Below are 13,978 nucleotides of genomic sequence, written 5' to 3' on the forward strand. Positions count from 1 at the left end.
CCCGCTCACGCGGGAAGTACTCAATTTCTGCTGTGTCTAATCTTCTAATATACGGATCACCCCCGCTCGCGCGGGAAGCACGTTATCAAAAGATAGGATTCATCTTGCAACTGGGGATCACCCCCGCCTACGCGGGAAGTACTAAGAGCATATAAGTTATTCTCATCGATAATTAGGATCACCCCCGCCTACGCGGGAAGTACACTTAAAAGATCCCATAAAATAGCTATATTTTTTCAATAAACCTCTGGAATTTATTCACTTTAGTTGATAGCTCATAACATAATTTTGCATCTTCCAATGCTCTGTGAGGCACTGTCTTTTTTATTCCATATCCCAACAAAGCCGTCTGTAATTTATAGTCATCCAAAAATTGGTTGTCTTTTTTTACAAAGTCCATTAGGTCATATACTTTGTTGTTAATCTTATTTAGTCCAAGTTTTTCTAAGTTTTTATTTATAAATTTTATGTCGAAATTCACATTGTAACCAATTATGATTGTTCCCTCAATGAATTCTAAAAATTTAATCAACACTTCTTTAAGTTCTTGGCCACTTTTTAAATCCTCGTCTGTAATTCCTGTAAGCTTAGTTATTTCATCAGGAATATCGCCCTTTGTCTTAATTAAACTTTGAAATGTTTCTACATTTTCGCCGATAACTTTAACTGAGCCAATTTCTATTATATCATTGTCTCTTTCGCTTAATCCATTTGTTTCTATATCAAGAAACAAAAGTGTCTTTGTTTCACCTTTTTGAGGTTTTGTTGTATTCATGCTTTGGAATTTTTTTGATTTGTGCATTTTTGATGCATTGCTAAATCCAAGATTCTTTTCTTCTCCACTTTCTTCTACGAATTTTTTCATAACCAAAGGAATTCCCTCACAGTCTAGCACAACTGACTGCGTATTATGTGTTTTAAATTCATATCCAATTTCGTTACGAGTGCTGTAGCTAAGCGTTGCTTCTCCAACTCCTACACTATCTAATACTCTATTCCAAAGCTCTTCTCTAATTTTTACATTAAAATTTCCTACATATACTCCCGTCGCTATTTCTTGCATCCACTTTGTCAAATCTCCCCTCAAGGAATTTGGCGTTTTCTTTAAAGTTATTATTGTAAATGGAATTTTAATCCCTCTCTTTATAACTCACTCCATATTTTGCTAATTTGTTCTTGTCATCCCAAAGACTTATGCTGTCTGTAATTATTTCTTCGTCTGCTTCAACTTCCATCAAATACTGTATGTCTTTCACAATCTGGTTCATTATTTTCCCATCGACCATTTCGTCTCGAACTCTTCTTCTCGTTATTGCCCCAACATCTTCACTCTCTTCAATATTAGCTGCAACTTCAAAGGCTATTGGTATTGTAACCTTAGCTTTATATAAATCGGCTATGTCATATACAAAGCTTAAGTCATGGCCTGTATGAACAAATCCAAGTCCTGGTGATAATCCGAGGGCAACTATTACGCTATGCACCACACCATATAGTGCCACGTTTGCAGCTGAGAGTGATTTATTAACTAAATCTGAATTGTCAAAATCATCTGGGTCATAGTCTCTTCTATCCCACCGAACTCCAGTAGTTTTTGAATAATGTCTGTATACATTTCTAACTCTTGCTCCTTCACGTCCTCTTAGTTGTTGCATAGTTAGTTTTGAGACATCTTCTCCTGGAAATCGCATTTGATACATTTTTCTTGCAACTTTTAATCTCGCCTTTGTGTTAGATACAAGTTTTGCTTGTTTTTCTAAAAATCTTGTTGAATGTGCCAAGGCCCTTCCGTGTGCATAATGTCTTACTCCTCGTTCTCCAACCCAAACAACGCATGTGCCAGTATCTCCAATTAATTCCATCGCTCTATGACTCACATCTGTTCCCGGTCCTAGTAAAAGTACTCCAATCATGGCAACTGGTATATTAACTTGGCCTCTGTAGTCTGTAACTGTTATTGCACTGTCAATTTTATTTATTTTGGCATGCTCTACATATATAAAACTGACTCTGTCTTCAATTCGAGGTAATTCCGTTAATTCTGTTTTCTTGGCACCTATTTGTTTATCCATTTTATTTTATTGGTATTACTGTCATCATGCCAAAACCATATGCTTTTTTTCTGCCGATTCCTTTTGTGAGAAGTGATAGAAATTTTTCTTTATTTTTAATTGTAAGTTCACCTTGGTAAGTTACTTTTATTAAGTTTATAGTTTTTTCGTTATGTTTTTTTAGTGGCAAGAATGAACTATCTAGTACATAAAAGTCGGATGGATTTAGTTCAAATCCATTTTTTTCTGCACGTGCCAATAGAAAATCCATCTGTTTGGTTACATCTACTATTGGGACTACTCGTCCCCTCTTTCCTTCAACTGGTTTTGATACTGTGGTATTGGCAACTAATCTAAATTTATATTTTTGCCCTTCTTCAAGTGTTTCTAAAAATTTTCCGTAATCTTTAGTTTTAGCGCTGCCCTTTACACCGTATCTTTCTAATTTATTTAAATCAGGTTTATCTTCACTTACTATTAATAGATACTCTTTGTTATTTAATGTATCTATTCTCCATAGTTTTCTAGTTCTGATTTTCTTGTCAACTTCTTGTGGGAAACTTTCTTCCACCCAATTATGATATGCTCCAAGATGATTTAACTCTTTTGCATTCTTTCTATTATTAAAATCAATTTCAACTCTAGTTAAATACATCTCATCCTCCTAAAACTTCAAAAATATCGTGTTCATCATTTGTATCAGCAAATTTGTCATTGTTCACGCGTACTTTAGTTCGTCCCTCTGGTCGAAATGTAAATTTCCTGTGCTTTTGTGAAAATGACAAGACCTTATCCCTTCTAAATTTAACTTTTTCATCTATTAAATTTCCATCTGCGTATACATCAAGATATAAAAATTCTTTATTTTTATTTTCTTTTTTATACCAGTCCTGAGCTTGCCAAGGTAATTTTTCTATTGCTGAAATTATGTTGTCATCGTTTATTGAAATCAAAAAGTCAAAATTAACTGGCACAGACCTTCTGCCCATAAATTGTTGGAAATATGGATTTTTAAGTCCCCTATAAATCTCCTTCATTATTTCATCTTCACCACTTATGGCAACGACAAAAACTGCATCTTCTAAGTAGTATCTGTTTGTTACATAGTTCTTATCGAACGCTCCATTTTTATATTTAGCAGCTATTTGATAATCTCTTAGGAGTTTACCCTGTTGATCGACTCTTAGTGCAAATTCTATTTTGTTTAATTTTTGAATTTTTTCATCTTCATGCCTTCTGTATCCGAGGCTTGCAGCAATTAGTCCGATGATAGCACTTTTTGATGGATAAAAGTCTGTATATCTACTTTCAAAATGTGAATTTGTGCCCCATGATTGCATGGGTCCTGCAAATTTCATTAAAATTGTCTTCACTTTAATCACCTTATTTCTCAGGTAATATTTTTTCTAATTCATTTCCAAGTCTTTCTATTAATTCCTTTGAAGTATTTAATTCTTCAAATTCAGTTTCTTCTAAAATATCTTCACCTGTTACAAATAATTTTGCAATTGGTTCATTTACAAATTTTTGTGCACTTCTATATTCGCTTAATAGTCTATCGATTGACTCTTTTACATATCCTTTTGTAGAATAAACAGGTTCTTCGTATGCAGTTACAAGGTTAACAGGTCTATCATCTCTAAGAGTCACTAATATAAATTTAGGAAGTGTTTGGTTTCCAAATGTATTTACCTTACCTGTTGGAAGTGAGTTGGCAAAAGCTTCAACAAATAATTTCGCTGTGTTTATTGTGGCTTCTTTTTCTCCAAGTTGATTAATAAGTTCATGAAGCGCAATATTTGCATATCTATATACTGTAGAGGAGTTGAATTCAATTGTTCCAAGCATTCCAGCTCCTGCATTATCTTCAGGCGCCAAATCATCTGATGCTGTAAAGAAATCAAACTCTGTTTGTACTGCATGAGTTGAAATTGCGTGGGCAACTTGGCATGATGCATCTTCGTTTAGGAATGGATCATCTGCTACCATTCTTCCAAATAGCGCTATATCTATTGCGGGGTTTGATTTTAATATTTCTTGCAATTCTTTTTTATCAGTATTTCCTTCAATTGCTGCCTTTGCAAGTCCAACAGCTTGTGATTTTCCTAAAAAGAATAGTGCTTTTGCTTTATTATCTTTAGTCTTCACTCCTGCTTTATTTAATATTTCATTTGCCATTTTAATTGCTTCATCTGTATCTATAGATTCATCAAATTTTTGAATTTGCTCCGCAACATATCTTACTATGTCAAGTGATCTTATCCCAATATTGTTTGCTTCACTGTTTTTCTTAAAATATTCTCTTATCGCTCTTTTCCATGATTGTGAACTGACTCTTGCTCTTCTAACTCCACCATACTGTGCAGTCTTAGGGCTTCCTGTGTCATCTCTGTTTATATTTGATGGCGGTAGTGTTTGAATTACATGTACATCTAAAAATAAATTATTGTTCATTTTCTATCTCTCCTTTTTCATTTTCTTCTTTACTGTAACTATAGTAGGCTCTTGCCCAATTAAGTCTCACGCTTTCGTCATAACCTCTTAAAAAATTGTATAAATCTAATGATAGTGCTGGATAATCTACTTTTACTCCCTTCTTCTTAGACTTTAAAAGTTTAATCATCTGTCTTAAGTGATGAGTAAGTTCTTCAAAAGTTTGTGATGTCACAAGAGCATTAAATCTTTGGTCTGTAGATAAACTTCCATCAGATCTAAGTGCTTTTAGTGAATATCCAACATTATTCCATTTTCCTTCAATTCTTTCGCTCACTGGCTCTACATTTGACTGTTGGTGTATGGCAAAAAGTTGCAAAGTTGTAAGTATTGCACACTCTTCCTTTGTCATACTAAAATTTTTTCCTAACAATTCTTCAGGCATGTTCTCATAAACTATTTGAAGACTTCCAATATTTTCTGAAATTGGCCTACCTACAGAATTGCGCAAATTTGAGAGCAGTGCTTTCGACCTTGGACTTTTCAAGTCACTAGAGATTATATTAATTATCCTTGATGTCGTCATGAGTACCATCTTGCTTTTGGTCATTTTCTCCATTGTTCTCCTCCTTTTCTTTTATTTTTAATTTATCGTTTAAATAATATTTAAAACTAGAATAGCTTGTCGCAATGTTTTTTACCTTTTCATCTTTTACTATTCCTATAAAGTCTCTGTTCCCCGCTTCTTTAATTAGTGAATTTGCTTGGTTTAAAACGAGGCGCCTTAAAGTTATTTTCCACTCATTACATTTTTCATCCTTGCTGTCATTTTTGTCAATTGAAGTAATCCAATCTCTAAATGGTTCGTCGATTATGAAATATAATTCCTCTACATTTTGATCGACAAAAAGTTTGGACTCTAGATTTCTTATTTCTTTAATATCTTGAATAAATCTTTTATAAATTACACTTACACAGTATTTTGTATCTGATATAGTTTGAAGGATTCTATTTTTCCATCCATTTTCATCATCGTCGGTGATAATAATATCTGCAATACTTAAGCTGTCACAAATTTCATCTACAGGTACCCACGATGTAGCATTTCCATCGTCCTTCATGCTTACAGAATTTAATGTAATATTATCAATTTCTAAAACATCAGATAAAGTTTTATACCATTCGATAATTCCTGGCATCTTATTATTAGTCTTTTTTTCATTTTTAGATTCATTTTCTTCTTTAATGATGTCTTCCTCTATAATATTTCCAAAGCTTCTCCACATTGACTGATTTAGGACATGTTTCTTTGGAGTAAATTTGCCTTTGTTGTCGCCTTCTCTATTGAATCTCCAAATTGTCATAGGCTCTAAAAAATTATTTACCTTATTTACGTCAGGAACTTTAACTATATTCATTTCAAAAGGTTTACTTGCATCAGTTTCAGGATCAATATAAACTGCTCTACTCCATGTAGTATATAGCTCTGCTAAATTATCTGGATTATTTGAAGTGAGATACCTATCTATAAGTTCACTTGGACTATATTCCCAACAAGGTCTTTGTATATTTTTATAAGATTCAAAAGAGTCAACTAAGACCGTATTAAAAAGGAGTGTTTCGAATAAATTTTCCCCACTTAGATATAGACCTCCAATATCAAATAGCCAGCCCTTGGAAGAAGTTTTATTATCGCCTTTAAATTTTGTTTTATCTGATGTTCCAATATAGCCATGTAGTGTCAAAAGCCATCTTGCTATTTCGTCTTCACTTAAAATCTCTTTGTTGTTTTTATATTCATATTTCGGAGAGAAAAGTGCAATTTTGTTACCAGATTCGGAAATTTTTCTATTTATATTCTTCCCAGAGATGCTTCCGACTTTTCTATTTTTATATATTTTGTCTGGTGTAATTAAATCACCTGTCACTTGATAAAAAGGATATTTGTCGTCGAATAGATAAAATCTGTCATGCCATTTATCCAAGTATTTTGAAATAATATCTGGGAACTCTCTCTCATTAAATAAAGTTTCCCAAGTTCCAAACAGATCTTCTACATAATTTTCTTCATAATCTTGAGAAACTTTTTCTATTGGTTTAAAGTTTTCGTTAAGTTCAATGTATTCATATTTTTCGCCTTCAGAGTCAAATCTAGAGAATACTGTTTGAAGTATTGATAGTAAAAATCTTAATATTGCAAATTCCTGTGTCTTCGTATCACAAGCAAGTGAAACATAATTTTGTGAATTTTCAAATAATTCTTTTAAATTAACTTTCTTTACTTCACCTGAATTGTCTAAAAGTACGGGAATCCAATCCTCATCAATTAAATTATATCTTGCCATTTTTCACAACCTTTCACAAAGTAGTCCATACTTATTGTCATAATGTAGTTTAAATCCATTTAGTATGAACTCACCATTTTCATCAAAAATTATTCCCAGGCTTCCTTTAAGCCAATTTTCATCTTGCCAACTTCTGAGATGCTTTAAATTATATTCTTCCAATTCTTTAATTGTCTTATCAATAATATATGGCTTCGATAATGATTGTGGCAATCTCAATGTATTTTTAGCCAGCTCTTTAGAAATGTTCGCCATGTCTATTTCTCCAGAAATATCTTCACATCCATCAAAAAATCCATAACCATCTCCAATTTTTTTAACAGCTATCACCTCAATCGTTTCTTCTATATCCCTAACTTGTGCAGCAACCTTTACCTCTGACTTCAAATTATCTTCAATTTGTGATGTACTTAGCCATCCAATCAGAGAATTTGATCTAAATTTACTTATTAAATGCTTTGGATTTTGCAACATATATGCGTGAGTTTTTTCTTCCTTCTCATTTTGCAATGCGTCGTAAGACTTTTTAAATCCATAATATTTTTCGTTTAAGGTATCACTTCCAAAGTCAATTTCATTTTCTGCATATACTTTTTGCACGAGAGGTGAAATATCATTTGGTAGATTTATTTTATCTGGTAGAAAATACTGTGTCCTTGCAAGTAAATATTCTCCGTATACTGAACTAGATCCCTTTTCAAATTCTAATTTATCACTTGTTCCAAGAACATATAGGGTTGGCATCTTTAATTTTTCTGGCCTATTTTCTCTTTTATGTCTGTGAAGTCTACCTATTCTTTGTATCAAAAGGTCAATGGGCGCAAGGTCTGATATTAAAACATCAAAGTCTATGTCAAGAGATTGTTCAATTACTTGTGTACCGATAATTATTTTAAATTTTGGTCTTTGTCCCTCTTTTCCTATTAAATTTAATAGCTCTTCTTCTTTTTTTGCCCTACCTGTATCGATGAATCTTGAATGTAGTAGAAATATATTTTCATCTCCAAATTTTTCTGCCAAGGACTTTGAAATCTCTTGTGCTTTTTTTACCGTGTTTACAACGATTCCGATTATCCCTTTATCTTGAGACAAGTCTGACACTAAATTTTCTAAATTTTCAGATTCTTCTAATACTATTTTTACATCTTTACCATCTTCTTTTTGAAATTCTTGGAACTGTTTTATTTCTTCTCCGTCTGTATATGTGACAAGTGGATAAGAATCAGTTTTAAAATCTACATTTTCTTTCTTAACTTTTCCAAATTTTAGTCCCTTGCCAAGAGTATAGCTATGAATTAGCTCCTCTCGTTTTTTATAAGGAAGAGTTGCCGATAGAATTATCACTGGAACATTATAGGCAGCGAGCCATTTAATGGCAGTAAACAAAAATTGTGAGCTGAAGATGTCATAAGCATGTACTTCGTCGATAATTACGACTTTTTTGCTAAATCCCAAATGTCTAAGCATGAGATGTTTTTGCTTAAGACCCATAAGAAGTAATTGATCCACTGTTCCAACGACAAAATCATCAAGGGCTGTTGTCTTTCTTCCTCCAAACCATTCATTTACATAGACATTTGTCCCTCCGTCAATATCAATATTTCTGGCAAGGCTTTCGAATTTATCGTTTAGAGCTGCTTTGCCATGAGCAAGTCTTATTTGTAAGTTTTCTCCATTTTCGTCGGCAACTTTTCCAAGCCAATCGTATAATCGTGGAAAAATTCCGTTGCTCGTCGCTTGAGTCGGTAGTCCAAAATACAAACCGTTTTTGCCGAGTTTACTAGCCATAATTTCTGCACCAACAAGAGCTGCCTCAGTCTTTCCTAGTCCCATTGGAGCTTCGAAAATAAATATTCCAGGGCTTGTGCATTCGTCTATAATCTTTGCAAAATTATATTGTGCCTCGCGCGGTTTATTTATAAAATCAAATCTCTCGGAAAATAGTGTGTCTACATTTAAATTAAGACTAGGAGTCCAATTGTTTGATTTTCTCCAAGCGTTCCAGCCATCTCTATATCTAGAGCTTTTATCTTCTACAGCGCCATCATAAATTGAAATTAGAGGAAAATAATTTTCATTACTTGCAATCCAATCTGCCATAATTAATAGCCCTGCCAAAAGAACTTGTACATTTTGTTTAATGTTAGGAAGGTCCTTCACACTTTCATAATTATTAATTTCAAGCGCCCAATCTAATACCTCTTTATAAATATTCATCCATTTTTCTTTTAAATTTTCTGAATTGTCTTTCACAAAATAATTGCTCGGATAGGTTGAGATATTTTCGTTCACAGTGCTCGATATGTCGACAGGTTTACCATGATGGGCACCTACAATTGATGCTATGTCTTCGTTTACACCAAAATAATTTAAAAGCGCTTCACTTCCTAATGCATGCTTAGTGAATTTTGCATTCTCATCAGTATAGTCTGATAGTTCTGAAAATCCTGTATTTACTATTTTTCCAATAACTATTTCATCTAAATCTTTCGCCGATTCATTAAAAGACTTTCTTGCAGAAAAGGCAGGAATACATTTTCCAAGATCATGGACTGTCGCGATAAATTCGACTAAGTCAACTGGATTTGTGTTGCCACCACTTAATGAGCTTTCAATTAAATTTCTCTGCCCATCATCAAGCCACTGGTTATAAAGCATCTTCATGACAAAACGAGTATCGAGTAAATGTTGTTCTAAAGGCAACCACTTGAGCACTCCGTGATCACTCGATTTTTTCGCCCAAAATTTATTTAATTCCATAGCCATCTCCTAAATGTATTATACAAATTACTACGTTATGATTAATATACAACTATGAGAAAATTATTTCAAGTCTTTTTAGGAAAATGTTTTGTTCTTTCCAAAAGCAATGTATTCGCATGTGTAAATATAGTTTTGCTTCCCCCGCCATGCGGGAACAATAAATAATTTTTAAATGTTATCCAAATCACTACTGGATCACCCTTGCTCAGCAAGAATTATATACATTATATCATTTTCTTTAAAAGTTTATATAAAAAAATAGATAAGCTCGTCACTTATCTACCTTTTCTCTAAAATATTTTTTAAAATAATTATTCATTAATCTTGCCACAAATTTCAAATTCTACTATCTCAACTGGGTTAAATGTTCTAATTAAAAATTTTGAGCCGAGGCCTGAACTTATATAGAGATTAAGTCCGTCTTCTTCGTAATATCCTTTGGAGTATTTGGGAAATATTTCTCCATCGTGATCTATTATTGCTCCAACACCTGGAAGTCTTACTTGTCCGCCGTGAATGTGTCCTGAAAGTGTAAGGTCAAAGCGTGGGAAGATGCCATAAATATAATTTAGCGGATCGTGAATTAATAGTATATTGAATTTAGAGTCATCTAATTCCAAAAAATTAAAATTATTTTTGTAATTAAATCCGTATATTCTTGCGTCTATTTGAGGCTCAAAATAGTTTCCATTAAAAGTTTTTATACCATCTTCATCTAAAACTTTTTTAAATGATGAAAAATATTTATTTTCAAATTCGTGGTTTCCCGTTATAAAATATACTTCGCAGTTAAATATTTTTAAAAACTTTTTTAATTTATCTATCTCTTTTGCAGTCGATGTCCTGTTAATCACATCTCCTGTGATAAAGACAAAATCAGGATTTATTTTTTCTATATCTCGTTTTAATTTTTCCAAGTTAATGAGCGAGTTTAAATGATAATCTGTTATCTGCACAAATTTTATTTTGTCCTTAATTTTGTCAGATTTTATTTTTACTTTTTCTATTTTATAAAATTTATTTTCGTAAATTAGATAGATAAAAATTAATGCGACAAATATAAAAAAATATTTCATTTAAGTTTCCCTAAAAACTCATCCACTTGCTCATAAGTTTTTTTAATATCGCCGCTGTTGTCTATTATTACATCGCTCTTTTTCTTTTTTTCTTCAACAGAAATTTGTGATGAAATTTTTTCTTTCGCATAATCTCTGTCAATATTATCCCTAAGCATAAGTCTTTCGACCTGTGTATCTCTATCCAAATAAACGAGCCAAATTTCGTCAAAGAATAAATTGTTTTCACTATTTATTTCTTCGTTTTCAAAAAGAAGTGGAATGTCGACAAAGATAATTCCATCGTTTCTTTTTATTTCATCGTTAATAAGTTTATAAATCACAGGAAACATTATAGAATTTAATTTTTCCCTCTCGCTATCGTCTTTAAAGATAATTTTTCCAAGTTTATCTCTATCTAGCTCTTTTCCGTTATAAATGTCATCTCCAAAGGCAAGTTTTATTTTATCTATTACTTCTTTTTTTTCGGCAGCGACTCTTGCCATTTTATCTGCATCAATTACTTTTAACCCCTTGTCGGATAAATATTTTGATACTAAAGACTTACCAGTTGCTATTGAACCGGTAAGTCCTATTATTTTTTTATTTTGATTCATAAAGGCTATTTCCCACATTCATATCTACAAATAAATCTACATTAAGCTTTACTGCATTTTCCATAAGTTCTTTCATTATGCTCTTAACTTCTTCCACTTCATCTTCACAAGCGTCGACAACAAGTTCGTCGTGAATTTGAATAATTAGCTTTGATTTTAGATTTCTCTTTTTAAGTTCGTTATAGACTTTAACCATGGCGATTTTAATTATATCTGCAGCTGATCCTTGAATTGGAGTATTTAGTGCAACCCTTTCTCCAAAAGATCTGATGTTAAAGTTTTTGGCTTTAAGTTCTGGAATGTATCTTCTTCTATTTAAAATAGTTTTAACATATCCCATCTCTTTTCCCGTTTCGATTTCACTCTTCATATAATTTTTTATTCCAACGAAGTGCTCCAAATAGTTGTCGATATATTCTTTTGCTTCTTTTCGAGGTATATTTAGGTTTTGAGATAATCCATAATCGCTTATGCCATAGATTATTCCAAAGTTAACTGCCTTGGCATCAGACCTTTGTCTTGACGATACTTCGTCAAAATCCACATGAAAAACTTCTGATGCAGTTTTTCTGTGAATGTCTAGTCCGTCTGCGAAAGCTTTAAGCATTTCTTTATCTTCTGCAAGCGCAGCAAGTATCCTAAGCTCAATTTGTGAATAGTCTGCATCGACTAAAACAGAATTAGGTGATGCTAAAAAGGCTTTTCTGATTAGCCTTCCCTCTTCTGTTCTTATTGGAATATTTTGAAGATTTGGATCAGTTGATGAAATTCTTCCCGTTGCCGTAACAGTTTGATTAAATCTTGAGTGAATTCTATTTGTCTTTGGATTTATCACAGCTTTTAGCCCGTCGATATATGTGCTTTTTAATTTTGCAAGCTTTCTGTATTCCAAAACATGAGAGATAATATCGTCCTCTCCCTTTAGTTTTTCAAGAATATCTGCAGAAGTTGAATAGCCTGTCTTTGTTTTTTTAATTACTGGATAGTCCATCTTTTCAAATAAAATCACACCGAGCTGCTTTGGTGAATTTATATTAAATTCTTCACCAGCATCTTCATAAATTAGTTTTTCTAAATTTAAAATCTTGTCGCTAATTTGTTCGTCGATTTCATCGAGAACTGCCACATCAGTGTTTATTCCAGTGTATTCCATTGATGCCAAAACTTCTACAAGCGGTAGTTCAACATATCTATACAGAGAAATCATATCCTCTTCTTCTATTTTTTTAATTTGAAGATCTTTTAACTTGTAGCTTACATTTAACATAAAGGTAAAGTAATTAAACAGCTCATCCTTGTCTATTTCAGAATATTTTTTCTTCTTTACACCTTTTCCAAGTAGCTCTTCTTCGTCCTTATAGTCCCTATCTAAATACACATGAGAAAGTTTATTTATGCTGTAATCAGATTGTGTTGAGTTTAGAATATATTCTGCAATTGAAGGGTCGTGTACATAATTTTTTAAATCTATATTACTGTTAATTAAAATTATTATGTCTTCTTTTAAATCGTAACCAATTTTTTCTATATCTTTATCTTCAAAGATATCTTTTAATTTTTCTAGGATTTCTTTTGAATATTCCAAGAAATAAACTGCATCGTCTCCCGGTTTTATCGCAATATAAATTGGATCTATATCTTCATAAATTTTGCCATCAGTTATGAATTTAAATGCGAAGGATTTTTTATCTTTAATTTTTGAAATTACAGTGTCAATATCTATATTATCGTCAAATTCTAAATTTCCTATGTCGATTTTTTCAGTTTTTTCTTTCCTATATTCTTCTGGAAGCCTATCAAGTAGTGAATTAAATTCAAACTCGCGATACATTTTAGAAAGAGATTCATAATCGTATTCTTCCACTTTAAAATCGTCAAGGCTCTCATCTAGTGGTACATTTTTAACTATTGTGCCGAGCTTTTTACTCATAAAGGCAGAAGTCTTTCCATCTTCTAACTTTTCCTTTGCTTTTTTTGCAGTAATTTCGTCAATATTGTCATATAAATTCTCAAGCGTTCCAAATTCCTTTACGTATTTTAAACCTGTCTTTTCGCCAATTCCATATACTCCAGGAATATTATCGGAGCTATCGCCCATTAGTGCTTTTAAATCTATAAATTGTTTTGGCTCAATTCCGTAGTCTTCCATTAAGCTCTCTTCAGTAATTATATCCATCTCTGTAATGCCCTTGCGAGTTAGAAGGACTCTTGTCTTGTCATTTACAAGTTGGAAATAGTCCTTATCTCCAGTAAGTAAATAAGACTCAAAACCTTCCTCTGATGCAATAGAAGATAGAGTTCCTGCAATGTCGTCGGCTTCATAGACTGGAGACTCCAATATTTTAATATTCATGTGTTTTAAAATATCGCGAACTAGAGGAAATTGTTGCTCAAGTTCATTTGGAGTTTTTTGTCTCGTACCCTTGTAATCTTTATAAAGGTCAGTCCTAAAAGTCTTTCCCTTCATGTCGAAGCATACGGCGATGTGAGTCGGCTTAATTTTTTCGATTGCATTCTCAAGCATCATCACAAAGCCATAAATTGCATTTGTGTAAAGACCCTTTTTGGTTTTTAAAAGTGGCAGAGCGTAAAAAGCTCTAAAGAACAATGAACTTCCATCTATAATTAAAAATTTATTTTCCATAAGTACCCCCTATCCCTATTATAGCAGAGATTTTGTCGCAAAAAAATAAAAGGGGCAATGCCCCCAATAT

11 protein-coding genes are annotated in these 13,978 nt (G+C 32.5%); all 11 read right to left on the bottom strand.

The window, feature by feature from the left end; genetic code table 11:
• Window positions 1–226: 226 nt before the first annotated feature.
• Window positions 227–1,147 (bottom strand): type I-E CRISPR-associated endoribonuclease Cas2e, encoded by a 921-nt coding sequence (gene cas2e, locus ACOX6R_RS00720; protein WP_433446345.1) that lies wholly within the window; start codon window positions 1,145–1,147, stop codon window positions 227–229.
• Window positions 1,131–2,072: a type I-E CRISPR-associated endonuclease Cas1e gene (gene cas1e, locus ACOX6R_RS00725; protein ID WP_433446202.1), complete on the bottom strand. Its 942-nt coding sequence runs from the start codon at window positions 2,070–2,072 to the stop codon at window positions 1,131–1,133. Before cas1e ends, cas2e begins: the two co-directional genes overlap by 17 nt.
• A 1-nt stretch (window position 2,073) precedes the next feature.
• Entirely contained in the window at window positions 2,074–2,706 is a 633-nt protein-coding gene (gene cas6e, locus ACOX6R_RS00730; protein ID WP_433446204.1) for a type I-E CRISPR-associated protein Cas6/Cse3/CasE, read from the bottom strand.
• Between the two features lies 1 nt (window position 2,707).
• The gene (cas5e, locus tag ACOX6R_RS00735; RefSeq protein ID WP_433446206.1) at window positions 2,708–3,424 is read right to left on the bottom strand and encodes a type I-E CRISPR-associated protein Cas5/CasD; all 717 of its coding nucleotides are present in this window, start codon (window positions 3,422–3,424) and stop codon (window positions 2,708–2,710) included.
• Between the two features lie 10 nt (window positions 3,425–3,434).
• Entirely contained in the window at window positions 3,435–4,505 is a 1,071-nt protein-coding gene (gene cas7e, locus ACOX6R_RS00740) for a type I-E CRISPR-associated protein Cas7/Cse4/CasC (RefSeq protein ID WP_433446208.1), read from the bottom strand.
• Complete coding sequence (gene casB, locus ACOX6R_RS00745) at window positions 4,495–5,103, bottom strand: type I-E CRISPR-associated protein Cse2/CasB (protein ID WP_433446210.1); 609 nt, start codon at window positions 5,101–5,103, stop codon at window positions 4,495–4,497. Before casB ends, cas7e begins: the two co-directional genes overlap by 11 nt.
• Complete coding sequence (locus tag ACOX6R_RS00750) at window positions 5,048–6,829, bottom strand: type I-E CRISPR-associated protein Cse1/CasA (protein WP_433446212.1); 1,782 nt, start codon at window positions 6,827–6,829, stop codon at window positions 5,048–5,050. Before ACOX6R_RS00750 ends, casB begins: the two co-directional genes overlap by 56 nt.
• A 3-nt stretch (window positions 6,830–6,832) precedes the next feature.
• Complete coding sequence (gene cas3 / locus ACOX6R_RS00755) at window positions 6,833–9,589, bottom strand: CRISPR-associated helicase Cas3' (RefSeq protein ID WP_433446214.1); 2,757 nt, start codon at window positions 9,587–9,589, stop codon at window positions 6,833–6,835.
• A gap of 314 nt (window positions 9,590–9,903) precedes the next feature.
• On the bottom strand, window positions 9,904–10,668 hold the full coding sequence (locus ACOX6R_RS00760) for a metallophosphoesterase (protein WP_433446216.1): 765 nt from the start codon (window positions 10,666–10,668) through the stop codon (window positions 9,904–9,906).
• A complete protein-coding gene (coaE, locus tag ACOX6R_RS00765; protein ID WP_433446218.1) occupies window positions 10,665–11,264 on the bottom strand; it encodes a dephospho-CoA kinase in 600 nt (199 codons plus the stop codon). Before coaE ends, ACOX6R_RS00760 begins: the two co-directional genes overlap by 4 nt.
• Entirely contained in the window at window positions 11,251–13,908 is a 2,658-nt protein-coding gene (gene polA, locus ACOX6R_RS00770) for a DNA polymerase I (RefSeq protein WP_433446220.1), read from the bottom strand. The genes coaE and polA overlap by 14 nt, the downstream gene beginning before the upstream one ends.
• Window positions 13,909–13,978 lie beyond the last annotated feature (70 nt).

The sequence above is a fragment of the Peptoniphilus sp. genome (assembly GCF_050943655.1).
In the GTDB taxonomy this organism is placed as follows: Bacteria; Bacillota; Clostridia; order Tissierellales; family Peptoniphilaceae; genus Peptoniphilus_A.